Source organism: Lonepinella sp. BR2474, from assembly GCF_051851555.1.
GTDB lineage: Bacteria > Pseudomonadota > Gammaproteobacteria > Enterobacterales > Pasteurellaceae > Lonepinella.
This window is the reverse complement of sequence record NZ_JBPDVH010000001.1, coordinates 271,262-296,481: the sequence shown is the minus strand read 5'-3', so window position 1 is coordinate 296,481 and position 25,220 is coordinate 271,262. Positions and strand designations below refer to the sequence as shown.

Annotated in this window: 25 protein-coding genes; 9 read left to right on the top strand and 16 right to left on the bottom strand. The window is 42.1% G+C overall.

Annotated features, from left to right (window positions below):
• Positions 1-17: 17 nt before the first annotated feature.
• Complete coding sequence (hemB, locus tag ACTG7Q_RS01490; RefSeq protein ID WP_439240117.1) at positions 18-1,040, top strand: porphobilinogen synthase; 1,023 nt, start codon at positions 18-20, stop codon at positions 1,038-1,040.
• Between the two features lie 58 nt (positions 1,041-1,098).
• On the opposite strand, the gene ACTG7Q_RS01485 is transcribed toward hemB, so the two are convergent.
• The 3 genes from ACTG7Q_RS01485 to epmB form a co-directional block, all read right to left on the bottom strand.
• Positions 1,099-1,485: an MliC family protein gene (locus ACTG7Q_RS01485; protein WP_439240115.1), complete on the bottom strand. Its 387-nt coding sequence runs from the start codon at positions 1,483-1,485 to the stop codon at positions 1,099-1,101.
• 7 nt (positions 1,486-1,492) lie between these two features.
• Positions 1,493-2,977 carry a LysM-like peptidoglycan-binding domain-containing protein gene (locus ACTG7Q_RS01480; RefSeq protein WP_439240113.1) on the bottom strand — a complete coding sequence of 495 codons (1,485 nt, stop codon included), beginning with the start codon at positions 2,975-2,977 and terminating at the stop codon, positions 1,493-1,495.
• A 112-nt stretch (positions 2,978-3,089) separates the two neighbouring features.
• A complete protein-coding gene (epmB, locus tag ACTG7Q_RS01475) occupies positions 3,090-4,112 on the bottom strand; it encodes an EF-P beta-lysylation protein EpmB (RefSeq protein WP_439240111.1) in 1,023 nt (340 codons plus the stop codon).
• A 34-nt stretch (positions 4,113-4,146) separates the two neighbouring features.
• On the opposite strand from epmB, the gene efp reads away from it, so the two are divergent.
• Complete coding sequence (efp, locus tag ACTG7Q_RS01470; RefSeq protein ID WP_132300040.1) at positions 4,147-4,713, top strand: elongation factor P; 567 nt, start codon at positions 4,147-4,149, stop codon at positions 4,711-4,713.
• Positions 4,714-4,760: 47 nt separating this feature from the next.
• Here efp and ACTG7Q_RS01465 read toward each other — a convergent pair whose 3' ends face one another.
• A complete protein-coding gene (locus ACTG7Q_RS01465; protein ID WP_439240109.1) occupies positions 4,761-5,834 on the bottom strand; it encodes an AI-2E family transporter in 1,074 nt (357 codons plus the stop codon).
• Between the two features lie 94 nt (positions 5,835-5,928).
• On the opposite strand from ACTG7Q_RS01465, the gene ACTG7Q_RS01460 reads away from it, so the two are divergent.
• Positions 5,929-6,177 (top strand): alternative ribosome-rescue factor A, encoded by a 249-nt coding sequence (locus tag ACTG7Q_RS01460; RefSeq protein ID WP_439240107.1) that lies wholly within the window; start codon positions 5,929-5,931, stop codon positions 6,175-6,177.
• 18 nt (positions 6,178-6,195) lie between these two features.
• Positions 6,196-6,489: a DUF5377 family protein gene (locus ACTG7Q_RS01455; protein WP_439240105.1), complete on the top strand. Its 294-nt coding sequence runs from the start codon at positions 6,196-6,198 to the stop codon at positions 6,487-6,489.
• 70 nt (positions 6,490-6,559) lie between these two features.
• Here the strand turns inward: ACTG7Q_RS01455 and ACTG7Q_RS01450 are convergent, their stop codons facing one another.
• From ACTG7Q_RS01450 to pssA, 5 genes are read right to left on the bottom strand one after another with little or no spacing between them, the layout of a single operon-like run.
• Positions 6,560-7,843, bottom strand: a complete 1,284-nt coding sequence (locus ACTG7Q_RS01450; protein ID WP_439240102.1) for a heme biosynthesis HemY N-terminal domain-containing protein — start codon at positions 7,841-7,843, stop codon at positions 6,560-6,562.
• Between the two features lie 11 nt (positions 7,844-7,854).
• A complete protein-coding gene (locus ACTG7Q_RS01445; RefSeq protein WP_439240100.1) occupies positions 7,855-9,336 on the bottom strand; it encodes a uroporphyrinogen-III C-methyltransferase in 1,482 nt (493 codons plus the stop codon).
• Between the two features lie 19 nt (positions 9,337-9,355).
• A complete protein-coding gene (locus tag ACTG7Q_RS01440) occupies positions 9,356-10,111 on the bottom strand; it encodes a uroporphyrinogen-III synthase (RefSeq protein WP_439240098.1) in 756 nt (251 codons plus the stop codon).
• Positions 10,112-10,116: 5 nt separating this feature from the next.
• Entirely contained in the window at positions 10,117-11,043 is a 927-nt protein-coding gene (hemC, locus tag ACTG7Q_RS01435) for a hydroxymethylbilane synthase (protein WP_439240096.1), read from the bottom strand.
• A gap of 12 nt (positions 11,044-11,055) precedes the next feature.
• Positions 11,056-12,414, bottom strand: coding sequence for a CDP-diacylglycerol--serine O-phosphatidyltransferase (gene pssA / locus ACTG7Q_RS01430; RefSeq protein ID WP_439240094.1), 1,359 nt, complete (start codon positions 12,412-12,414; stop codon positions 11,056-11,058).
• Between the two features lie 121 nt (positions 12,415-12,535).
• On the opposite strand from pssA, the gene ACTG7Q_RS01425 reads away from it, so the two are divergent.
• Positions 12,536-13,636, top strand: a complete 1,101-nt coding sequence (locus ACTG7Q_RS01425; protein WP_439240092.1) for a TrmH family RNA methyltransferase — start codon at positions 12,536-12,538, stop codon at positions 13,634-13,636.
• A gap of 1 nt (position 13,637) precedes the next feature.
• On the opposite strand, the gene ACTG7Q_RS01420 is transcribed toward ACTG7Q_RS01425, so the two are convergent.
• Positions 13,638-13,898, bottom strand: coding sequence for a YfhL family 4Fe-4S dicluster ferredoxin (locus tag ACTG7Q_RS01420; RefSeq protein WP_439240090.1), 261 nt, complete (start codon positions 13,896-13,898; stop codon positions 13,638-13,640).
• A gap of 65 nt (positions 13,899-13,963) precedes the next feature.
• Here ACTG7Q_RS01420 and ACTG7Q_RS01415 point away from each other — a divergent pair, with 65 nt between their 5' ends.
• From ACTG7Q_RS01415 to ACTG7Q_RS01400, 4 genes are all read left to right on the top strand, one after another.
• Positions 13,964-14,716: a ribonuclease T2 family protein gene (locus ACTG7Q_RS01415; RefSeq protein ID WP_439240088.1), complete on the top strand. Its 753-nt coding sequence runs from the start codon at positions 13,964-13,966 to the stop codon at positions 14,714-14,716.
• Between the two features lie 101 nt (positions 14,717-14,817).
• Positions 14,818-15,990 carry a phosphoglycerate kinase gene (locus tag ACTG7Q_RS01410; protein ID WP_439240086.1) on the top strand — a complete coding sequence of 391 codons (1,173 nt, stop codon included), beginning with the start codon at positions 14,818-14,820 and terminating at the stop codon, positions 15,988-15,990.
• A gap of 159 nt (positions 15,991-16,149) precedes the next feature.
• Positions 16,150-17,226 carry a class II fructose-bisphosphate aldolase gene (gene fbaA, locus ACTG7Q_RS01405; RefSeq protein ID WP_439240084.1) on the top strand — a complete coding sequence of 359 codons (1,077 nt, stop codon included), beginning with the start codon at positions 16,150-16,152 and terminating at the stop codon, positions 17,224-17,226.
• 92 nt (positions 17,227-17,318) lie between these two features.
• Positions 17,319-18,572 (top strand): O-antigen ligase family protein, encoded by a 1,254-nt coding sequence (locus ACTG7Q_RS01400; protein ID WP_439240082.1) that lies wholly within the window; start codon positions 17,319-17,321, stop codon positions 18,570-18,572.
• A gap of 43 nt (positions 18,573-18,615) precedes the next feature.
• On the opposite strand, the gene ACTG7Q_RS01395 is transcribed toward ACTG7Q_RS01400, so the two are convergent.
• The 6 genes from ACTG7Q_RS01395 to rsmA form a co-directional block, all read right to left on the bottom strand.
• Positions 18,616-18,975 carry a diacylglycerol kinase gene (locus ACTG7Q_RS01395; protein WP_439240080.1) on the bottom strand — a complete coding sequence of 120 codons (360 nt, stop codon included), beginning with the start codon at positions 18,973-18,975 and terminating at the stop codon, positions 18,616-18,618.
• A 12-nt stretch (positions 18,976-18,987) separates the two neighbouring features.
• A complete protein-coding gene (gene relA, locus ACTG7Q_RS01390) occupies positions 18,988-21,213 on the bottom strand; it encodes a GTP diphosphokinase (protein WP_439240078.1) in 2,226 nt (741 codons plus the stop codon).
• Between the two features lie 9 nt (positions 21,214-21,222).
• Positions 21,223-22,545 (bottom strand): 23S rRNA (uracil(1939)-C(5))-methyltransferase RlmD, encoded by a 1,323-nt coding sequence (gene rlmD / locus ACTG7Q_RS01385; RefSeq protein ID WP_439240076.1) that lies wholly within the window; start codon positions 22,543-22,545, stop codon positions 21,223-21,225.
• 1 nt (position 22,546) lies between these two features.
• Positions 22,547-23,257, bottom strand: a complete 711-nt coding sequence (gene recO, locus ACTG7Q_RS01380) for a DNA repair protein RecO (protein ID WP_439240632.1) — start codon at positions 23,255-23,257, stop codon at positions 22,547-22,549.
• Positions 23,258-23,368: 111 nt separating this feature from the next.
• The gene (gene apaH / locus ACTG7Q_RS01375) at positions 23,369-24,184 is read right to left on the bottom strand and encodes a bis(5'-nucleosyl)-tetraphosphatase (symmetrical) ApaH (RefSeq protein ID WP_439240074.1); all 816 of its coding nucleotides are present in this window, start codon (positions 24,182-24,184) and stop codon (positions 23,369-23,371) included.
• Positions 24,185-24,305: 121 nt separating this feature from the next.
• Positions 24,306-25,163, bottom strand: coding sequence for a 16S rRNA (adenine(1518)-N(6)/adenine(1519)-N(6))-dimethyltransferase RsmA (gene rsmA, locus ACTG7Q_RS01370; protein ID WP_439240071.1), 858 nt, complete (start codon positions 25,161-25,163; stop codon positions 24,306-24,308).
• Positions 25,164-25,220 lie beyond the last annotated feature (57 nt).

The following is a 25,220-nucleotide window of genomic DNA, read 5'->3' as shown; positions in this document are numbered from 1 at the left end:
AAGTTTTGGAGTAAACAATGACAATACAAATTTTTACAGGTTACCCTGAACGCCGTTTACGCCGTATGCGTAAACATGATTTTAGCCGCCGTTTAATGGCGGAAAATAAATTAACCGTGGATGATTTGATCTATCCTGTGTTTATTATGGAGGGTGAAAACCGACGTGAACCCGTGCCGTCTATGCCAAAAGTGGAACGATTAACCATCGACCAATTACTGATCGAGGCAGGCTTGTTAGTCAAATACGGCGTGCCAGTCATCGCCTTGTTTCCAGTGGTTGAACAAGATAAAAAATCCTTGTTAGCAGAAGAAAGCTATAACCCTAACGGTTTGGTACAACGTGCAGTACGAGCCTTAAAATCCGCTTATCCTGAATTAGGCGTATTAACGGATGTGGCGTTAGATCCTTATACGGTGCATGGTCAAGACGGCATTATTGATGACTCCGGCTATGTGTTAAATGAAGAAACCTGTGCTGTTCTGGTTAAACAAGCCCTTTCCCATGCCGAGGCGGGGGCAGATATTGTGGCACCAAGCGATATGATGGATGGCAGAATTGGCAAAATTCGCACCGCACTTGAAAATGCTTGCTTGATTAATACCTTAATTATGGCCTATGCCGCAAAATACGCATCCAATTATTACGGCCCTTTCCGTGATGCAGTAGGTTCATCGGCTAACTTAAAAGGTGGCGATAAGAAAACCTATCAAGTGGATCCTGCCAACAGTGATGAGGGCTTGCAAGAAGTGGCACTGGATATTCAAGAGGGAGCCGATATGGTGATGGTAAAACCCGGTATGCCGTATTTAGACATGGTTTATCGTGTCAAACACCAATTTGGTGTGCCGACCTTTGCCTATCAAGTGTCCGGCGAATATGCCATGCACTTGGCTGCCATTGAAAATGGTTGGTTAAAAGAAAAAGAATGTATCATGGAGGGCTTGTTGTGCTTTAAGCGGGCCGGCGCCGATGGGATTTTGACCTATTTTGCTAAACAAGTGGCAGAGTGGTTGTATTTGGCGGGGAAACAGAAATAATCTTTTCCCATAAAAAAAGTTGGTGTTAAAAACCAACTTTTTTATATTCTACCTAAGCCTATTGCTCAACACATTCATCTGCTAACAATTTGCCTACACTAGTACGTAGGCTATTGTTGTTCGTTTCTTCTAGCCATTGCCAGTGAATACTGGTGTAAAATTTCCCCGTTTGGTAAAGTGTGGCGGTCAGTTTTTCAGTCACGCCCTCAAAGGTGAGAAGAATTTCATCGGTTTTCACTTTCTTGGTGTTTTTGCTGCTTTCCGTGGTACGGACGACTTTTATTTCTTTATCCTCTTTACATTTATATAGGCTTGCTGAACCTTTTTGCGTGGTTTTGTCTAAGACCACTCGTGGTTTAGGCGGCGGATTATTGTTGTCTAATCCAGCCTCCATATTGCAAGCCGTGATGCCGATAAGGGTGAGTAATAAAAGTCGTTTTAACATAGTGAACCTATTTGCTGTATTTATAGGTGCCGTCTGCTTGACGTGTAAAGACAGAACCATCCGATAAACGCATGCTGTTGACACGGCCTTGGCTGACAGAAACCTGTACTTTGTCATTGGCTTTAAAGCTACTTAATACATTGCCTGCGCCGTTAGCTTTGGTCATGGCATTGGCATCACGAATATCTAAACCGTTGCTACGGAACACTTGGAACAAGGATGTCCCTTGTGGTACGACTAAGGTTTTTGTGCCAGAAGTTGCGTTTGTACTTGTCGCTTTACTAGCAGATGTATTGGCACTGCTTGCTTTATTGCTTGAGGCGCTGCTACTGGTGCTAGCTGGTTTGGCATCAACCACTGGCGCTGTTTTTGCTTTGCTCGCAGTGGTTTTGGTTTCAGCTTTATGCGCTTGTTGAGCGGCTACTTTAGCCTGTTCTGCTTTGCGAGCTTGTTCCGCTGCCAGTCTGGCTTGTTCGGCTTTACGTGCTTGTTCTGCTGCCAGTTTGGCTTGTTCAGCTTTACGTGCTTGTTCTGCGGCCAATTTTGCTTGTTCCGCTTTGGCCTGTTCTGTTGCACTGTTCACAGGTTGGCTAGCTGCTGCAGCCGTTTCTGGTGTGGTTGGTGCAATGGCTTGTGTTGGTGCTGCCGTTGTGGTTTCAGCAGTAGCTTGTGGAGCCGGATTTACATTAGCCTGTTCTGCTGGTGCGACAGTGCTGTTAGCCGTGGCGTTGTTATCTGCCATGGTGACATTTTCCGTTGTTTCTGGTAGTGGCTCATTTGGATTGAGCGACTGGAATTCAATCGGTGTTGATGAACTGTTATTGGCTTGAATTTCTTCTACGGTATTATTACTTGGTTTTAACCATAATAACGCCAATAAAATGGCTACGGCGCCTGCAATGGCAATAAATAAACGACGGTGTTTAGTGGGTAATTTCTGCATAATTGCCCAGTTTTCAGGGTTTTTATTGCTCGCTTTGCTTGATGTAGGTACCACAACAGGTTGTTCAACTGATTCTGGTGTATCCGTTTGGGGAACCGTCGGGCTTTCTGCTGTCGGGGTTTCTACTGTACCGGTTGTTTCCGCCACAACGGTTTCTGCTGCGGTCGGTTGAGTTGGCTCTGTAACGCTAGAAACAGGCGTTGTGACATTTTCTTGACCGTTTTCGTTGCTGACAGACTGTGCTGTGTGAGTTGTATTGAGGTAGTTACCTTGTTGGAAAGAACTTGAGGTAGAATAATGGGTCACATTTTGTGCCATGCTAGCGGAAACATTCGGGCTCGCATTGATATTCTGGCTCGGTGTTGCAGTTGCTTGGGGCGCAGTGGGTTGGCTACCGAATGTTGGCTCTTTACGCACCGCAAATTGTGTCGGCTGGGCGCCCTCTTTTTTGTTAAATAAGCCAGTGACTTTGCTCAAAATCGAATCAGTTTGATTGGTACCCAAATCTAATTCACTTTGACTTGGATTATTTTTTGGTGTGTTTTCCACAATGTTACCTCAGTAAATACTAAACAAAATTGCACTTTACTTTATACCCTAAATAAAGTGCGGTCGAATTTTACTTATTTTAAAGGATCTTTCGTGATTTTCCTAGAATTAACTACGGGGCATATAAAGTTTTATTGGGTTCATGGGCAATTTCACGAGCTAATTTCGGCACTAAATAGCCAGAACTGATTTTTTGTAAATCTTTGTAAATTTTCCCCGCACTTTCATCAGAAAGATAAAAATGGCTTGCGCCCTCGACTTTGTCCAATAAATGCAAATAATAAGGCAGAATCCCTACGGAAAATAAACGATCACTCAGTGCTTTTAGAATATGCGCATCATCATTCACGCCTTTTAATAATACCGATTGATTTAACAAGGTGACGCCCGCTTGTTTTAATGCTGTCATGGCGAGGGCAAACCGATCATCTATTTCATTGGCGTGATTAATATGGGTGACTAACACCGTTTGAAAACGACTTTCGGTCAAGATTTGGCAAAGTTCGTCCGTAATGCGCTGTGGAATCACCACGGGCAAACGAGTATGAATACGCAAACGTTGTAAGTGCGGTATTTTTTCGAGCTGTTTTATCAGCCAGTCTATTTCATGATCTTTGGCCATTAAGGGATCGCCACCTGACCAAATAATTTCCTCAATTTGTGGATTTTCCGCAATATAGTCTAAGGCTTTTAACCAGTTGGCTTTATTGCCTTTATTTTGCTCGTATGGGAAATGGCGACGGAAACAATAACGACAGTTAACTGCACAGCCATTTTTTATCATAAATAACAAACGGTTATGGTATTTATGTAAAATATTGGGGGCGGCAGTTTGCTGTTCTTCAAGGGGATCTTTACTAAACCCCTCTTCCACTAAAAATTCTTGTTGGGCGGTCATCACTTGCAAAAAAAGCGGATCTTGCGGGTTGCCTTTTTCCATTTTTTGCACAAAAGGCAATGGTACACGCATAGGAAATAAACGGCGTGCTTGAATATCTTTTTCAAAGGCATTTAGCGGTAAATCCAGTATTTTAAGCAATTTTTCAGGGTCAGAAACCGCATTTGCCAGAATTTCTAACCAATTCTCTGCTTTTTGTTCTTCTCTAATGAGGGGGTTTTGGGTTAAAATACGCACTTTAAAACGTTCTATATCTAAATTAAGGATAAATATGGCATCATACACTACCACAGACTTTAAACCAGGTCTAAAATTTATGCAAGACGGCGAGCCTTGTGTTATCGTTGAAAATGAATTTGTTAAACCCGGAAAAGGGCAAGCCTTTACTCGTACTCGTATTCGTAAACTCATTTCAGGTAAAGTCTTAGACGTGAACTTTAAATCAGGCACTTCCGTTGAAGCCGCTGACGTCATGGATTTAAACTTAACCTATTCTTACAAAGACGAAGATTTCTGGTATTTTATGCACCCAGAAACCTTTGAGCAATACTCTGCGGATGAAAAAGCGGTGGGTGATGCAGAAAAATGGTTACTCGACCAAGCGGATTGTATTATTACTTTATGGAATGGTACACCGATTTCTGTGACGCCACCAAACTTCGTGGAATTAGAAATCGTCGATACTGACCCAGGTTTGAAAGGGGATACCGCAGGTACAGGCGGTAAACCGGCCACATTAAGCACAGGCGCTGTGGTGAAAGTGCCTTTATTCGTTCAAATCGGTGAAGTGATCAAAGTAGATACCCGTTCAGGTGAATACGTTTCACGTGTGAAATAATTCAATGGAATATCAAAATAGCACGGATAACCGTGCTATTTTTTTATCTATTTTACAATCACATTCAATTCTTCGGTGGATGGCCACGCATTGATCACCGCTTTGACCAAGGTGGCCAACGGAATAGCAAAAAACACGCCCCAGAATCCCCATAATCCACCAAAAATTAACACCGAGACAATGATGGTTAAAGGATGTAAATTAACGGCTTCTGAGAATAAAAATGGCACCAGTAAATTGCCGTCAAGTAACTGGCTAACGACGTACGCAATGATAATATACCAGAATGTAGAATGATCGCCGAATTGGAAAAACGCCACCAAAGCTACTGGCACACTGACTAACACGGCCCCTACATAAGGCACTAACACAGACACACCCACCGCAACGGACAGCAAAAGCGGATAATTTAAGCCAAAGAACAGAAACACAATATAGGTTACAAGGGTGACAATCGCAATTTCAAACAGTTTGCCACGAATATAATTGGCAATTTGTAACTGCATTTCTTGCCACACTTTATTGGCAAGATGACGGTTTTGCGGTAAAAATTGGGTAAAGGATTGAATTAATGTATTTTTATCTTTTAACATAAAAAACATCATCAGCGGTACTAAAAACGCATAAATGCCGATGGTGACCAAATTCACAATAGAAGAAAGTGAAAATTTCACCGCACTTTCGCCAAAGGCAAGGATTTTGCTCCGTGTCGCCGTAAAGATTCCCTCAACCATTTGCGCATCTACAAATTCGGGGTGAGTTTCGGGTAACTGCATTGCCCATTCATGCAGTTTATTAAACATATTCGGCAAATCGCTTAATAAATTCAGGGTTTGGTTAATCAAGTTAGGGAGCAAACCAAACGCCAGTAATAGGGCGAATGTGATAAAGCTACCTAAGACCAGAATAATCGACAGAATGCGAGGCAAGGCAAATTTGTTGGATAGAAATTGAATGGGAAATTCCAACAAGTAAGACAATACGATAGCGATTAACAAGGGGGCAATCAGGTCGCTAAAAAAATAAATAGCGATAAAGCAAAATAATAAAATAGCCGCCAATCCCATGGCTTGCGGATCACTAAATCGACGTGTATACCAATTTTTTAGCATTTCTATCATAGCCTGCTCCTTGCATAATTTTTTCTTGATTATAAGTTAAAATTTGTGTGAATTACATATATAATAAGCAAGTTTATTAATAAGAGAGGAAAATATGACAAATAAAACAGAGATGCAAGGTCGTGTGGCCTACCAACATGGTCGAGGCGTGATTCGTGATAATGCGATTCAAGCGTTATTACATGATCGATTATTTCGCCAACGAGTGGAGAAAAAACGTAAAGGCAAAGGCAGTTATCAACGCAAAGCGAAACATGCGACGAAATGGACTGAAAAGCCCGATAATAAGATTTCTTGGATAAGAGATTTTATTATCGGGTTTTTATTTTTACGCACCATTTAATTAACAAGGAAATCAATTATGTCAGCATTTACGGAAACCTTATTTACCAATACATTAAACGTACGTATCAGCGATCCTGGCGAAGAGGGGGCGACTAGCCATTTTTTTGAAACCATTTATATTACCCTTATCGCCCATATTCAGGACGATCAGGTTGAGTATGAATTTACTCGGAAAATCGAAAACGAAGTCAAAATTCACCGCACTTTTACCGATTTAAATGTGCTATTCAAATTCTTAGCAGATTATCTCGACCCCGTTGCCTTAGGCAATTTAGGCGTAAAAATTGGTCAGATGGGATTAAATAAGTAAATAAAAAACAGCCACTGATGTTATCCGAAAGCACGGCACATCAGTGGCTGATAAGGGAATGAACGCTTTACTACGAGCGTTGTTCTAGCAGCAAGGTGTCGGTATTTTCAATGACAGGCTCTGCATTTTCCGTCACCAAGGTATCAATAGCCATGGCGGATTTTAACACTTCATCACGTAACTGTTTCGCCAGATCTTGTTCGCCCACTTGCTCAAAGACATAGGTTGCCATGGTGATATCATTCGGCTCAAGATTGTCCTTATTGGCCACCACTTTCTTAAATACTTCAGCAGCTTTAGCAAAATCGGCATTACGGACATACAAATAACCCAAGGCACGATAAGCACAACAGCCCGCTTTTTCGTCCGCACCTTTCACTCGTTTTTGCAAGAGTTTCACTAACTTGCTGCTATCCGTAGCTTGTAAACGAGTAATTTGAGCATATAACGGTTGATTAAATTCGCTGTCGGCGTCCAATTTTTTCAAGGTTTCGACGCTTAACTCATAGGCGGATTCATGATCGTTACAATCAATTAAACGTTGAATCAAGGCGATACGCACATAATTGTCGTTATGGCGTTTACGTGGTTGATCTTGCCACCATGCAAGTAAGCCATCTGCACCGTCTTCATTCATGATTTCATCCAATAACCCATTTTCCACTGCTTGTTGAAGTGCGGTGAATTCTTGGGCAGAATACATGCTACTACGTTCAATCATTGGCAATATTTCATCAAGTGCTTCAAATGCTTGAGATTTTTGATAAATCTCAATGGCCAGTTTTAAGACTTCAGGGTTTTTGTTCGTCATCACTAACAAACTATCCACCGAGCTACGTGCGGCTGGCAGTTTATGTTGTAATAACAAAATACGAGTACGGGCTAACTCGACCACTAAATTATCTGGACCCGCTAATTCTGTGGCCTCCATTAAGTATTTATTGGCATTGAAGTCATCACCCCGTTGTTGGGCTGCCTCAGCGGCTTTGATAAAATTCAAAATCGGTTCATCAGAATGTTTGGCATTTTTACCAATTAATTTTTCCGCTTTGGAATAGTTGCCCTCGTCCATTTTGATTAACCCTTGTAGGGTTTGTTTTTGGGCTTTTACCCGTTTACGGCGTGAAAACCAACCGTAGGTACTGTTACTTAAGCGGAAAAATTTACGTACGGCCCATTCAATAAAATAGACCACCGCCATGGCAATCACGAAGAAAACCACTAAGGTGACGAGGGATAATTCATAGTTGGTATTGGCCGTTTGAATTAACACATAGCCCTGTTTTCCGGCTAAATAAGGTCCTGCAATTAAGCCTGCCAGTAATACAAGCATGAGGAATAAAACTCTAAACATTGTATTGCTCCTTATTGTTGTTCCGTATTGGTGGGTTTCTCATCCGTATTTGTCGGTGTTTCGCTGGACGCTTCAGCCGCTTTTTCTGGTTCTTGTGGCGTATTTTGTTCTGCCGATTTCATTTCTTCTACCGCCACTTGATTTGACTCTGTTAAGGCTTTATCAGCAGAAATCTCAATTTTTTGCACCTCTGGTGGGGTTTTATTGAGTAATTTATCCAACGCCGTTAAACTGCTTAACTGATTTGGCACCTCGACATAAATAGATTGATCCGCCAATTCATCTAGGGATTTTAAGAACGTCGTGGCGGTTTCTGAATGGGTATCAAAATAGCTACGAATCCACGCCGCCACTGTTTCAAGTGATTGTTTATAAAGCTCATTTTGCTGACGTGGTACGGCTAAAATGGCAATTTGTAAACGCAAGCGAATGTTTTCACGTAAATAAATATCTTGATTCGGGGCAAGCAAGGCTTGCGTGGTATTTTCAGCCCGAGGGGTGATACGAATAAAGTGATTCAAGAACGAGGTCGCACTTTTTTCAATGTTTTTCTCCCAGTCATTCACATCGTCGGAGATTTTGCTATCTTGGTTTTGCTCATCGCCAAAGTTAACATTAGCCACCACCAACTCATCCACATTGTTGGCCAGTTGCGATAAGCGTTGCATGATGGTATTTTGATCTACACTATTGACGGACAGTAATTGTTTTAAGTCTTGATTAATGGCCGTGCGAATCGGTTTAACTTGCGGATCGTCCACTTTGGTCAGCACTTCATCGGCCACTTTTAACAGCGCAATACTGGTATCAATATCGTTATCTAACAACAATTTACGTAACGCATTGGTGAGTAAGAAATCTGCCTCACTGAGTAACCATTCACTCGGTTGTGCATTACTGTTATTGGCCAATTTATTTACTTGGTCTTTTAACGCAGAATAAGCGTTGTCTTTGTCAGACAGGCTTTGTTCAAGGCTTGCCAATTTTTGATCGTTGGCTTTTAAACTGGCGAGAACGTTTTCCAGTTGTGCACGTTCTTGCTCAAAATTTGGCATTTCAGCGAGAGAGGGACGATTATTGGCGGTCGTGACTACATCACCTGAGATTTTTTGCTCAAGTGCGGTGACTTTTTGGTTAATTTTATCCACTTCAAGTTGACCAAAATAATAACCCGCACCGCCTAGGCCTAAAGCAACTAATAAGGCGAGTAACCCCATAGCTGAACCGCCTTTTTTGACCACCACCGTTTCGGTTTGCACAGGTTCGCTTTTGGCTGGCTCGGATGTTGTTGGCTCAGCTGTCACGCTTTGTTTCTCGTCTTTTTTACTTGTTTGAGCGTTGTTAGCGTCGGCTTGCGTGCTATTTAACACCGGCTCAACTTTGGCTTTTTTATCTGCTTTTTCAGTGAATGCTTGTTTCACGTTTTCAACCTCTTTTTCTACAATAGTTTGTGTTTCAACCGCATCAGATTGATTTGCTTTTTTATTGCTCATACCCACTCTCTCTCTAAAATTAAGCTGTTAATAACGTTAGGGTTTCCACCAAACTGGCATTATCTGCTTTGGGTGAAATAATAATCTTCTCGGGTTGCCAACCCACAGCAATGGCTAAATTCGCAATACGGCGACTGATGGTGACAAGTTGACAACTTTTTAACCAAGTTTGGTCTCTCACTGGCACAAAGTCAACCAAAGAATGCAAAATTTCCGTACTGGTGACGATCACAGATTGCACGCCAGCACGTTTCCATAAGTCAATTTGCACCTCGGCCTGATACTGAATTGGCAAGCGTTGATAACATTCTACCACATTAATCGTGGCACCACGTAATTTTGCTTGCTCGGCAAAATATTCCCGTCCGCCATTGCCTCGTAATATCAAGATATTTTTGTCCGCCAATGTCTGCATGGCTGTTAAACTTAACACGCCCTCGCTGTTTTCTTGCTGAAAAGGATAGTGTACCGCCCTTTCTGCTAGGCTCGCAAAATATTCTGCGGTGCCTTGTCCCACGGCAAAATACTGTAAATCTTCACGCCAGTGAAACCCCGTGGCTTGCAAGGTTTCTGTGGCAAATTTCACCGCACTTTTCGACACACAGAAAATATAATCTCCCGCATTTAACTGGCTGATTCGGTTGGGTAATTCATTTAACTCTCGGCCTGCGGACAAGGAAAAAAAAGGCAAATGAATATTCGCGATTCCCGCTTTATTCAATTTCTCCGCTAACTGTTTGCCAGCCTCATCTGGTCGAGTAATCAACACTGCCATAACCATTAATCCTGATAGATTTCAGCTAAAATCTTGTCTGCCCCTTGGGCTAAAAGCTGTTCAGCAATCTGCACGCCTAAAATCTCGGCATTTTGCACCGCAGTTTTGCCGCTTGCCCGAATAATTTTTGAACCGTCTAAAGCACCCACTAACGCTTGCAAATAAACTTCATGGTTTTCTATCACCGCAAACCCCGCAATCGGCACTTGGCAACCGCCTTGTAAATGATTATTCATTGCACGTTCAGCTAATACACAAGCGGTGGTTTCAGGATCCGCCAAAGGGGCAAGCAATTGTTGCACTCGCTCATCAGCAATACGGCATTCAATTCCTACCGCTCCTTGCCCCGCTGCGGGGAGCGAACAATTAATATCCAAATAGGCCGTAATACGTTGTTGTAAACCCAATCGAATTAACCCCGCAGAAGCCAAAATAATCGCATCATAATCGCCATTATCTAACTTGCTTAATCGGGTCCCCACATTGCCACGTAGTGACTGAATGTGCAAATCGGGGCGTAAATTCTTAAGCTGGCATTGACGGCGTAAACTAGAGGTACCGACAACCGATCCTGTTGGCAAGGCCGCTAAATTCGGATAGTGATTAGACACAAAAGCATCTCGAGGATCTTCACGTTGGCAAATCACGCTTAACCCTAAGCCAGTCGGAAATTGCATGGGGACATCTTTCATGGAATGCACCGCAATATCTGCCTCACCATTTAATAAGGCCTGTTCTAATTCTTTGACAAACAAGCCTTTTCCGCCAATTTTTGCCAGTGGCGTATCTAAAATGACATCCCCTTTCGTCACCATTTTAACCAGTTCAATGGTTAAATCTGGATACAAGGCTTGCAAGCGATCTTTTACATAATTGGCTTGCCATAACGCCAATGGGCTTTGTCGAGTGGCTATTCTTAAACGGTTATTCATATTATCGTCAAACTATAAAATCATCTTAATTAATTTATCGGCTTTAATGCGAGAAAAACGTTTTAACAAGCGTTGAACCGGTGCAGGATATTGTTCCAGCGTATCCAGTTCTGAATAATGTTTCACAATATGCGTATATTGACGAATTTCACTTAACTCTTGTTGTATTTTCGGTTGTAATTGTTGTTTTGGATCGGAAATAAATAAACCATTTTCCGCATCAAGTCGCCAAGCTCGTGGGTTTAAATTATTGCCGGTTAATAACATATATTGATGATCCACCCAAATGCCTTTGAGATGATAACTATGATCTTGATCTTTCCAAAGACGAACGGTTAGGTGGCCGTTATTCATTTCATGTTCAAATTTTTTACAAAACGAACGGAGATTTTTTTCATATAAATAGGGCAAACCTCCGGCCATTTTAAAGGGTTCAGATGGCGGAATATAAAAATCGTTGGCGGTTTTATCTCCCACAATAATTTCCACTTGCTTACCGTCATTTAACAGGTCACGAATTTTGATTTGTAAAGTGCGTGGAAAGTTAAAATAAGGCGTACAAATGGTTAATTTTTCTTCCACTAATACAAATAAATCTTGGATGGTTCGGTTAAGCAAATTATCTCTGGCCCCTAAGCCAAATAAAGGCGTGATACACAATTCATCGGCTAATGGCTCCGCACCTTTTACCTGATAAGCCCCTTGCGTCATTAAGTGACGACGGAAAGATTTAATGTGATGCTTAATTTCTTTGGTGGTTGGGCGTTGTTTATCGTCCAATGGGAAAACCGCATCGGGTGCGGTTAAATAGGTTTGCATAAATTGCACTAAGCTGTCTGCCAAAGGAGCATTTTTAATTTTTTGATAACGGTCGTAACGATATTTATCTTGTTGATATAAATACACATTATTAATGCTGGCACCGCTGTATAAAATGATGTCATCAAATACAAAGCCTTTAATATGTAATACGCCAAAGACTTCACGATTATTAATCGGCACCCCAAAAAACATCGGATCATTTTGATGCAACGCACGCTGTTCTGCATACCAATCCGCATTGGTTTTGCCTTTTTCGGCCCCAATTAAATTGCGTTGAGCCCGATGCCAATCCACAAAGATTTTCACGTCTAAATGCGGATTTTTGGCTTTGGCTTGGTAAATTTCGGCTAAAATTTCTTCACCAGCCTCATCTAATTGCCAGTAAAGTGCGGTGAAATAAATGCGAGTTTTGGCCGTTCGGATTAAGTCAATAATCGCTTGCTTAAACGCCTTGGGCCCTGAAATAAATTCAATATTATCCGCTTGTTGTGGCACATAATTGAGTTGTGCCAAATGCTGTTTAGCTCTATTTCGTCGATTAATAAACATAATATTTCTTCGTTTTATTCCGTTTCATTGAGTTAGTTTACAATATTTATCAGAGAATAGGGTAGAAAAAAGCATTTTTTTGCTATAATAGCCACAATCTTACTTTATTAGTGACCACATTATGAACAAATCTAAATCTTCCTCTTTCAGTCAACCTACTTTTTCGACAGCGTCCGATGAAAAACGTTTCAAACCGGCCTTTAAACAAGAACGTCAATTTGATGATCGTGCCGATAGACGTGAACGACATGATAAATTTGCCAAAAATAAACCGCACTTTGCGAACAAAAGTCCAGCACGACATGAAAACAGGGAGTTTGCTGAACATTCGGATCGCCGTTCAGCTCGTACAACACGCCAGACCTATCGTCAACCAGTGTTAGAACCGCAAATTACCGAAACCACGTTAGGTGGCGTAAAAGTGATGGTGAAATCCACTGGTGTGAGTGACAAACCGAGAGAGAAGAAAACAGGTGCATTGTCACCGAGAGCCCCAGAAAAAATCAAGAAAAATCGGGCGGAAGAAATGAAAATCTTCGGGGAAAATGCTTGTTTAAGTTTGTTCGCTCAACGCCCTGAAACCATTGTTCGAGTTTGGGCGACGGTGGAAATGTCGCATAAAATCGGGGATATGCTCAGTTATTTAGCCGGTAATAAAAAAGTCTATCACATTGTAGATCGTGACGAATTAGAATTAGTCAGTGGTTCAGAACATCACGGTGGCATTTGTATGTTGGTGAAGAAACCTCGCACCTTTACCTTGACAGGTTATGTGGATTTACCACGTAAAGCCGATTGTTTATTGATGTTAGACGGTGTGGCGAATAATCCACAAAATCTCGGTGGCATTTTGCGAACCTGTGCATTCTATGGCGTGAAAGGGATTGTAACCAGTCAACCTGAGATGTTACTCAATGCCAATACCGCACGTGTGGCCGAGGGCGGTTTAGAATATGTGCATATTTTACAAGCCCATGACGGTGAAACCGCTTTGCAACAATTACGTCAAGTTGGTTATCAAGTGGTACATATTAGCCAAGAAAAACAGGCTCAAAGCGTGAATAGCCTGAAGTTACAAGATAAAGTCGTGTTTGTGTTAGCGAACGGTTGGGCAACAAAAGAGGATACACAAGTGAATTTAAGTTTAGCCAATCCGCTAAAATCGGGCTTGAATGTCGCAGTGGCGACTGGGGTGCTGTTAGCAAAATGGGTGGCTCGATAGATTACAATTTATCCGCATGATGAATTAACACAAAACGTTCCCAAAGTTCTTCTTGGGTTTCCAGATGCTCGGGATCGAGAATAATACATTTCGTGATTGGGCAAACTTTTTGGCACGTTGGGGTGTCATAATGTCCGACACATTCGGTGCAAAGATTGGGATCGATTTCGTAAATATCATCACCAATAGAGATCGCATCATTCGGACATTCCGGCAGACACATATCGCAATTCGTGCATTTATCAGTGATGAGTAACGCCATAACATTCTCGTAAGTTTAAAAGTGGGCGATTATAGCCAATTTTTACATAAATTTAAAGGTTAAAAATGAAACAAAAACAGCAGAAACAACTTCTTCAATTAGGCGTTATCTTGATCGGTTTGGTGATTTATTTTGCCATGGATTGGTTTAAAAGTGGGGCTCAATCCTTGCCAACAGGAAACACATCCACTCAACAAACCCAAAAACAACACTCAAACAACCAGAATTCAACCAATCATCATCAAAGTGCGGTGCAAACGGACTACGATTTTATTATGCGTCATGATGCGATTGGTCCGAATAAACAGGCGAAAACCGATTATTACATGCTCGCTTTATCTTGGTCACCGGCTTTTTGTGACAGTCAGCAAGAGAAATATGGCAACAATCTGCCTCAATCGGCTCAACTGCAATGTGGTACGCAACAACAATATGGCTGGGTGATTCATGGTTTATGGCCACAAAATGCTCACGCACATAGCACCAGTGATCACCCAAGATTTTGCCAAGGGGATTTGCCAGCAGTGGATTATACGATCATTCAAAACTATTTAAGCGACAGCCCTAGCCCGAATTTACTGCAAGGCGAATGGGAAAAACACGGTGCCTGTGCCTTTGATTCTGCCGAACAATATTTTAAAAAACAGCAAGATTTATACCGCAGTTTAACCTTACCGACGCAACAATTAAGCAAAAAAGAGCTGTTCCGTTGGATGAAACAACATAATCCAGCGTTAAAAAATGCTTATTTAGGGGCAAGTCGTGCGGAATTATTTATTTGTTATGATTTAAATTGGCAAGTGATAGATTGCAAATAACTGACAATAATTTGATCTAAAGCAGTTACAATAGCATTCAGATCTCGCTATAATAGGGCGGATGTACAGTTTTATTATTTTTAACATAAAGAGGAAATATTATGTCAGTAATCAAAATGACAGACCTTGATTTAGCCGGTAAACGTCTTTTTATCCGTGCCGATCTTAATGTGCCAGTCAAAGACGGCAAGGTGACATCGGATGCACGTATTCGTGCCACCATTCCAACCTTAAAATTCGCCTTAGAAAAAGGGGCGAAAGTCATGGTGACTTCTCACTTAGGTCGTCCAACCGAGGGCGAATTTGATGAAGCTTCTTCATTACAACCCGTTGTAGATTACTTAAACAAAGCATTAGATGTGCCAGTACGTTTAGTGCGTGATTACTTAGACGGTGTTGAAGTGAATGCAAACGAAGTCGTGGTATTAGAAAACGTGCGTATTAACAAAGGTGAGAAGAAAAACGATCCTGAATTAGGCAAAAAATACGCCGCACTTTGTGATGTATTCGTGATGGACGCTTTCGGTACCGCTCACCGTGCCCAAGCCTCAACCTATGGCGTGGCAGAATATGCACCAGTGGCTTGTGCTGGCCCATTATTAGCGGCAGAATTAGATGCCTTAGGCAAAGCTTTAAAAGAACCACAACGCCCAATGTTAGCCATTGTGGGTGGTTCAAAAGTATCGACAAAATTAACCGTGTTAGATAGCCTTTCAAAAATCGCTGACCAAATTATTGTGGGTGGTGGTATCGCTAATACCTTTATTGCTGCCGAAGGCAAAGCCGTGGGTAAATCGCTTTACGAAGAAGATTTAATTCCTGAAGCTCAACGTTTAGCTAAACAAACCAAAATCCCTGTGCCAGTGGATGTGCGTGTGGGTACTGAATTCTCTGAAACGGCTCCAGCCACTGAAAAATCAGTAGATGCGGTTCAAGCAGATGAATCTATCTTCGATATTGGTGACAAAACAGCAGAAGAATTAGCTGCAATCATCAAAGCATCAAAAACGATTCTTTGGAACGGTCCAGTAGGTGTATTTGAGTTCCCTAATTTCCGTAAAGGCACCGAAGTAATCTCCAATGCGATTGCTGAGGCTACTGCAAACGGTGCATTCTCTATTGCAGGTGGTGGTGATACATTAGCAGCGATTGATTTATTCGGTATTAAAGATAAAATTTCTTACATCTCAACTGGTGGCGGTGCGTTCTTAGAATTCGTAGAAGGCAAAGTGTTACCTGCGGTAGAAATTTTAGAAAAACGTGCGAACGGTTAATTAATTTAAACCCTCACCCCTGCCCCTCTCCCAAAGGGAGAGGGGAAAAGTGCGGTGAAAAAATGAGAAATTTTTAAACTTCCGATCTCGTCCCCTCTCCCCTTGGGAGAGGGCTAGGGTGAGGGTAAAAAATTCAAATTTAAATAAGGAAAAAACAAAATGGCATTATTAGACATTGTAAAACCAGGCGTTGTAACTGGTGATGACGTTCAAAAAGTATTCGCTTATGCAAAAGCACATAACTTTGCAATTCCTGCGGTAAACTGCGTGGGTTCTGACAGTGTAAATGCGGTATTAGAAACCGCTGCACGTGTGAAATCGCCAGTAATTATCCAATTCTCAAACGGTGGTGCAGCATTCTATGCCGGTAAAGGTATCAAACCAACTTCAGGCACACGTCCAGATGTATTAGGTGCCATTGCGGGTGCAAAACATGTACATAGTTTAGCTGTTGAATACGGTGTGCCAGTGATTCTTCATACTGACCACGCGGCGAAAAAATTATTACCATGGATTGACGGTTTATTAGATGCCGGTGAAAAACACTTTGCTGAAACAGGCAAACCATTATTCTCATCTCACATGATTGATTTATCTGAAGAGCCAATTGCAGAAAATATGGAAATCTGCAAAAAATACCTAGCTCGTATGGACAAATTAGGCATGACCCTTGAAATCGAAATCGGTATCACCGGTGGTGAAGAAGATGGCGTGGATAACAGCGATGTGGATGAATCACGTTTATACACTCAACCAAGCGAAGTACTTTTCGTGTATGACAGTCTTCACCCAATCAGCCCGCGTTTCACTGTTGCAGCGGCATTCGGTAACGTACATGGGGTTTACAAACCAGGTAACGTGAAATTAAAACCATCTATTTTAGGTGCATCACAAGATTTCGTTGAAAAAGAACGTAATCTACCGAAAAAACCAATCGACTTCGTCTTCCACGGCGGTTCAGGTTCAAGCCGTGAAGAAATCCGTGAAGCCATCGGTTACGGTGCCATCAAAATGAACATTGACACCGATACACAATGGGCATCTTGGAATGGTATTCTTCAATTCTACAAAGCTAATGAAGCCTATCTTCAAGGTCAATTAGGTAACCCAGAAGGTCCAGATTCACCAAACAAAAAATTCTACGACCCACGTGTTTGGTTACGTAAAATGGAAGAATCTATGTCTAAACGCTTAGAACAATCTTTCGAAGATTTAAATTGTGTAAACGTATTATAATTACGTAAAATACGCTAAAATATCACCGCACTTTTGCTAATTATTGAGCGAAGTGCGGTTTTTTTATGGTGATTTTAGGGGAAAATGAATAAATGAATTTATCACTGGATTTTATTAAGCAGAATAAAATACTGACGTTAACCAATGCAAGTGTTGGGCTATTTTTTCTGACGGTTTTACTGTTTAAAGGCTCGCATAATATCGGGTTTGCCTTATTAGTGGCAATAGGCATTATTTTTGCTATTTATCATGTGGTAAAAAAACAAAAAGCAAATTTCATAACACAAGATAAATGGATAACCGTCAGTTTCGTGTTTTATGTGTTGGTCTTTTTGCTATCACTACTTGTTAATGGTGGCAAAATGAGCGAACTGGATAATCCAAGCCGAGCCTTATTGGTGTTACCGTTGATTTTATTATTTATCAAATACCCACCCAAATTAACCGTATTATTAACTTGTATTCCAATCGGTGCCACCCTTGCTGGCATTGTGGCATTGACGCATCGTTTTGTGTTGCATTATGTGAGAGCATTTCAGTACCAAATGCAGATTCAAGCGGGTGATATGGCCATGTCATTAGGTATGTTTAGCTTTGCTATTGCCTTATATTTTGCTTATAAAAAACACACAAAATTAACCGCACTTTGCTTTATCGCCTCATTATGCGGTATTTTAGCCAGTTTACTTTCTACCGCTCGTGGTGGTTGGGTTGGCGTGCCTGTTATTCTTGTGGTGATCTTTTGGGTTTATCGTAAACAGGTATCTAAAAAAGTGATTGGCATAGTTTCTACTATTTTAGTGCTGTTAATTGCCGTCGCTGTGATGATCCCACAAACCAGAATTACCCAACGTATTCAACAAATGGAACATGATATTACCGTTTATATGGATAAAAATAATACTAGCACTTCGCTAGGTGCAAGATTTGATATGTGGAAAAGTGCGGTGTTAATGGCGAAAGAAAAACCACTATTAGGTTGGGGAGCTGAGGGCAGTAACCAACAGCGTAAAGAACAAGCCAAACAAAAATTAGTGAACCCTATCGTTGGTCATTTTACTCACGCCCATAATCAATATTTAGATGATCTTTCTAAACGTGGTATTTTAGGATTACTCGCCTTGTTGGGGATTTTATTGATTCCATTGCGTTACTTTTGGAAACACACTGCCTCACAACATGCCACGATAAAATTAACCGCACTTTTGGGCACCATTCATATTATTTCAGTGATCTTCTATGGTTTAAGCCAAGGTTTCTTTGCCCATAATTCAGGCACCATTTTTTATTTTCTGGTGACAATGATTTTTTATGGGGCGTTAAAAGAGCAGTTGAAACAAGAATAAGGCCAAAGGGTAGGGCGGACGGGGGACGGGTCCGCCCTATTATCTATCCCAAAATCATCAATGCCCAAACCACCACAAAATTCACAATCGCCACAAACACCGCTGCGGAGCCTTGATCTTTGGCTCTGCCTGATAACTCGTGGCGTTCAGTGCCAATACGATCAATGGCACATTCCACCGCACTGTTGAGCAATTCTGCTACTAACACAATCAAATAAGATCCCAGCATAAATGCCAGTTCAACTTTATCTTTTGCCAGCCAAAACGCCAACGGTACGATAAAAATGCCTAAAAAGAGTTCGTGGCGAAAAGCGGCTTCGTTTTGCACCGCACTTTTTAAGCCTTGCAAGGAATAGCGAGTGGAATTAATTAAATGGGTGAATCCCGTGGTTTTGTCGGTCATGAAATTTCTCTTTTAAATACGTTTTACATCAATCACATCATCAAGTTGAGCCAAGCGAGCAATCACTTTGCTTAACATCTCAACGTGACTTAATTCTAATTCCAAATCAAGGGTGGCAAGTTGGCGTTTTTTGTCGGTGCGAGTGGATACGCCGCTGACGTTGATTTTATCATTGGCAAGCACCGTGGTAACATCACGCAACAAGCCATTGCGGTCACTTGCCATGACCCGAATATTAATGCTGAAATTGCCTTTTAATTCTTTGCCCCAACTGGTATCTATCACCCGTTCTTCATTGGCTAGGCGGAGTTTTTTCAGCTGTTCACAATCGGTACGGTGAATGGAAATGCCTCGACCTTGGGTAATATAACCCACAATCTCATCGCCTGGGATCGGTTGGCAACAGCGAGCAATATGGTGCATTAAATTGCCGACACCATTCACCACCACATAGCCTTCGGATTTTTGTTGAGTATTGACCGCACTTTTTGGATTATTTTTTTGGCTAACATGTTTTAAGATTTCTTCATCAGCTTGCTCCGCTGTTGGCTTAATCAATTTGCCTTGCAAGAAATTAATCAGTTGGTGCAATTTAATATCACCGTTGCCCAAACCATTATATAAATCGTCTAATTGTTTCAAATTATAACGTGGTAAGGCATATTGTTCTGCCTGTTTTAGGGTGATGTTTAAGCGGTTAAGTTCCGCTTCTAACATCTCTTTACCCAACGGAATATTTTTATCCCGATCCAGCTTTTTAAACCACGCCATAATTTTGGAGCGAGCTTTGGCGGTGTGGGTAAAACCTGAATTTGGATTCAACCAGTCTCGGCTTGGGTTGGGATTTTTCTGGGTGATAATTTCCAGCTGATCGCCCATTTGTAATTGGTAGGTAAACGGCACAATCCGCCCTGCCACTTTCGCCCCAATACAACGGTGTCCCACATCGCTGTGAATGGCGTAGGCAAAATCCAACGGTGTCGAACCGGTTGGCAAATCCACCACTTCGCCTTTCGGGGTGAACACATACACACGGTCGTCAAACACTTGCGTCCGCATTTCTTCCAGCATTTCGCCGCTGTCCACAATATCCGCTTGCCACGCTAACAGTTTGCGTAACCACGAAATTTTTTCTTCGTAGGCAGACATCGATCCTGTGGTGCCTTCTTTGTATTTCCAGTGGGCAGCGACCCCAAGTTCCGCATCATTGTGCATTTGATGGGTGCGGATTTGCACTTCAATGGGTTTATCACCTTCGCCTAACACCACGGTGTGAATAGACTGATAACCGTTCGGTTTCGGGTTGGCAATATAATCATCAAACTGTTCGGGCAAATGGCGATAATGGGTATGTACCACGCCCAGTGCGGTGTAACAATCTTGCAAATTTTGCACCAAAATCCGCACCGCCCGAATGTCGTACAAGCCTTCAAACGCCAGATGTTTTTTCTGCATTTTCCGCCAAATGCTGTAAATATGCTTCGGTCGTCCGTACACATCCACCATATCAATGGTTTCGTGCAAATAGCCCGATAGTTGAGTCACAAAATCCTGAATATATTGCTCACGATCTAAACGGCGTTCGCCCAGTTTATGGGCGATAATCCGATATTGCTCCGTTTGCAAATTGCGGAAACAATAATCTTCCAATTCCCATTTCAACTGCCCGATCCCCAACCGATTGGCAAGGGGAGCATAAATATTGCTACATTCTTTGGCAGCGGCGATTTTTTCCGCTTTGGAATAACGTTTATCCGCATCACGCAAATAGGTAATACGTTCCGCTAACTTAATGATTACACAACGGAAATCGTCCACCATTGCCAACAGCATACGGCGGATATTGTCAATTTGCAGATTATTATCGGATTGGTTGGCGTTGAGTTGGCGAATGTTGTTCATCTCCAACACGCCTTTGACTAATTTACTGATTTTGCTACCAAAATCTTCTTTGACTTGCTCTAGCGTAACAATTTTGGCGTGAACCACAGGGAACAACATTGCGGCAAGCAAAGTGTCGCCATCCATATTCAAACTGTGCAGAATTTCCACCATTTCCACGCCGTCACGCAGATACCAATGACTATTTAAGAAAAGCTGTTCCGCATTGGCTCGGGCGTATTGCCACGCCTTAGTGAGATCCTGTTCAATTTGCACAGGCAAATCTAAATTTTCACACCAGTGGTGAATATTAAAATCCTTCGGATTTAATAAATGAGAACCACGCACCGCAACCATAATCTTTCCTTATTTTTTCTCAAACAGCGAGATACTTTCCAAATGTCCTGTGTGGGGAAACATATCAATCATCGCTACTTTACGCAAGCAGTAGCCCGATTGCAACAGTTTTTCGGCATCTCGTACCAAGGTGGCAGGATTGCACGAAATATAGAGTATTTTTTCCGCTTGCAACTGGCACAGCCCATCAATGGCAAAGGCGGCACCGCTACGGGGCGGATCGAGCAAAATTTTATTAAACGGCACTGTCGCCCAAGGCTGATTTAAAAACGGCTGATCCAAATTGCCTTGCTCAAATTGGACATTCTGACAGCCATTTTGTTCCGCATTTTTACGCGCTTTCGCCACCATTTCCGCTACGCCTTCCACGCCAACAACAGTCTGCACTAACTGGCTGATCGGCAAGGTGAAATTGCCCATTCCGCAAAATAAATCTAACACATTATCGCTGGATTCTGGCTCCAACCAATCCAACGCCGTTGCCACCATTTGCTGATTTAACACACGGTTAATTTGAATAAAATCCCGAATATCAAACTGGAGCGACAATTCCCCCAAGCGATAAAACGGCGGTTCGCCAAAGACCTGCTGAATTTGCGCATCATCTTGCACAAACAGCATTAACCGCTCTTGCTCAGCAAATGCCAACAACAAAGTGCGGTCTTTTTCGCTTAAATTTTGGCGATGTCGCAACAGCATTGCTACACCATTATCGGCGGCGGTTAGTTCAATATGCCCGAGTAATTTGGGTTGGGAAAACTGATTTAACAGAGTTCGTAATTTAGGGAGCAAGCGATCTAACGCTGGCTCCAGCACATCACATTGCGAAACATTGACAATTTGCACCGCACTTTTTTGCCGAAAGCCCATTTCCAGCTGTTTGGTTTTCGGATTCACATTCAAACTCAACCGCACTCGGCGGCGATATTGCCAACCTTCGCCCACGATCATCGGCATAAATTCAAGGCCTTGTGGCTGCAACTTTGCCAGCCGTGAAAATAACGCCTGCTGTTTGGCAAGCCGTTGCATTTCCAGTGGAATATGCTGACTTTGACAGCCGCCACAGGCTTGATACACCGCACATTGTGGCGATTGGCGTTCAGGATTGGCTCGCAAAATGTTGGTCGCCACCGCTCGTCCATATTGCCGTTTTTCTTCTACTACCCGAACTTGCACTGTTTCATCAGGCAACGCATTTTCTACAAACCACGTCTTGCCCTGCAGCTTCGCCACACCCAAGCCTTGATAATCCAGAGATTGAATATCAAGGGTTAAGTGCGGTGTTTTTTCTTGCGGTTTTGGGTTTTTGGGTTGCGTGTAAAATAATGCCATACTAGTTCAAATACAAAATCTGTTGCGAAAATAATTCCCGACTTTTCAACGGTTTATTGCCTAAATAGGGTTTTAACGCCATTCGGGTAAAGCGTTTGGCAGCTTTTAATACGTCGGGATCATCAAAAATCAACTGCTCAAAGGCTAACAAATCGCGTCCGTAAAAGGTTTGGTTATTTTTAATCAAGGATGCAATAAAGCCTTTTTCTTCCCGATATTGATAGGTCATTCCGCTGTCCACGGGCAAACCCGATCCTGCACAATGCCCGAAATCCACGCCATAACCTAAAATCTGCAATAACTGAAATTCAAAGGTGCGTAACGCAGGTTCGACATTTTCCGCTTGAGCCAATGCCATTAAACATTGCAAATAATATTGAAATAACAACGGATTAGGCGTTTCCTGTTCGATCACCCGACACAGCAATTCATTCACATAAAAGCCACTAAACAACGCCGTTTGTTGCAACGGAAGAGCAATCGCCGCAGGTTCAGCTTTGGTCAAGGTTTTCAACTCACCTTTCCCCGACCAACGCAACAACAACGGCGTAAACGGCTGTAACACGCCTTTCCACGCCGACTGTTTACGTCTTGCCCCTTTCGCCAACACCGTCAACCGCCCTGTTTCTTCGGTAAATAAATCCACCAACAGACTGGTTTCACTGTACGCTCGGCGGTGTAGCACAAAGCCTCGTTGCCAATTTTCGATGATGTTTTCTCCGTTGAAAAATATTGGAGTATTTTAGCAGAAAATGGAGCGGATGGATTGTGATTTATGAAATTGTGAGAGAATTTATTTGAGAAAAAAGCGAGAAGTGCGAGCCTATTTTCCCAAACTCCCCTGCACAAAATACCGCTGATCTTCCCAACGTAACAACGTCATTCGATTACCCCATGCACAACCTGTATCTAAGGCATAAATATTGCTCGGTGTGGGTGTATCCACCAGACTTGCCCAATGTCCAAAAATAATATTTTCGGTTTGGAATAATGGATTATCGCATTGATACCATGCCATTAATTCGGTTGGAGCTTGATCTAACGGCACTTTACAATCAAAATCCAACCTATGATCCGCATAGCAAAAACGCATACGGGTGAACACATTAATAATGTAACGTAAACGATCAATACCCGTTAATTCAGACGACCAACGATCAGGATTGCTGTCATACATTTGTTTGAGTAAATCCGCATAGTGGTCGGATTGTAAAACCGCTTCAACTTGTTTGGCACATTGTTGAGCCGTGTTCAAATCCCAGTCCGGCGAAATACCAGCGTGAACGAGAGTAAAATTCAGTTTTTCATGATGAATAAACAAGGGCTGATGACGTAGCCAATCCATTAATTCAGCAAAATCAGGGGCAGCAAAGATGGCATCGACTTTATCTCGAGCGTTGACTTTTTTAATCCCCAGTGCGGTGGAAAGTAAATGTAAATCATGATTGCCTAATACCGTATGACCACGTTGTCCTAAAGATTTAGCAAAGCGTAAACATTCAAGGGATTTATCACCACGAGCAACCAGATCACCGGTGAAATAAAGTTCATCTTGCGTGGCATCAAATTGAGCTTGTTGCAACAAAAGTTGCAATTCATCATAGCAACCGTGTAAGTCGCCGACAAGGTAAGTTGACATTTTTTATTCCTTTACTGCCTCTCCCAGTGGGAGAGGAGGGAGAAAATCCGACGGATTTTCGGGAGGTGAGGGTGTAAATTGACCCTCACCCTAACTCTCTCCCAAAGGGAGAGGGGATCGATTATATTTCATCAATAATTTCTATTTTTTCTTCCACTGGTGGATTATCATATAACCAATTGGCTAATCTGGCATAATCCGCAATACTCAAATTTTCTGCACGCGCATTTAAATCCACCCCAAGTGCGGTGAGATTTTCCGCAGAAAATAGCGTTGATAAGGCATTACGCAAGGTTTTACGGCGTTGATTAAAGGCTTGATTGGTCACACGATTTAACCAATACAGATCTTTCACTGGATTTGGCAAAATCTGATGGGGAATTAACCGTACGACCGCAGAATCCACTTTCGGTGCAGGTTTAAATGCCGTTGGTGGAACTTCTAATACAGGCATGACTTGGCAAAAATATTGTGCCATAATCGTAAGCCGTCCATAAGCCTTGCTGTTCGGTGCTGCACACAAGCGTTTGACCACTTCTTTTTGTAACATAAAGTGCATATCTTGGATTTTGTCGTGGAATTTGAATAGGTGAAACATTAACGGTGTCGAGATATTGTAGGGTAAATTACCAAATACCCGTAATTTTTGCCCTTTCTCCGCCAGTTTTTCATCATCATACAATTTGCCAAAATCAAATTGCATCGCATCGGTTTCAATCACCTTTAATTTTTGATGTAAAAAAGGATGATGACGTAAGCGTTCAGCGAGATCTCGGTCTAATTCGACGACGGTTAACTGATCTACTTGTTCACCGACAGGTTCGGTTAATGCCCCTAAGCCAGGTCCAATTTCCACCAGATATTGATCTTTTTGCGGATAAATCGCAGAGACAATGCCTTGAATCACATTGTCATCATGTAAAAAGTTTTGCCCGAAACGTTTTCGTGCGGTATGGCCTAAATGTCTTTTTGAATTCATGAGTTATCTATTATTGACAGTAAAATAAAAAAGGTGGGCGATTGCCCACCTCAGACA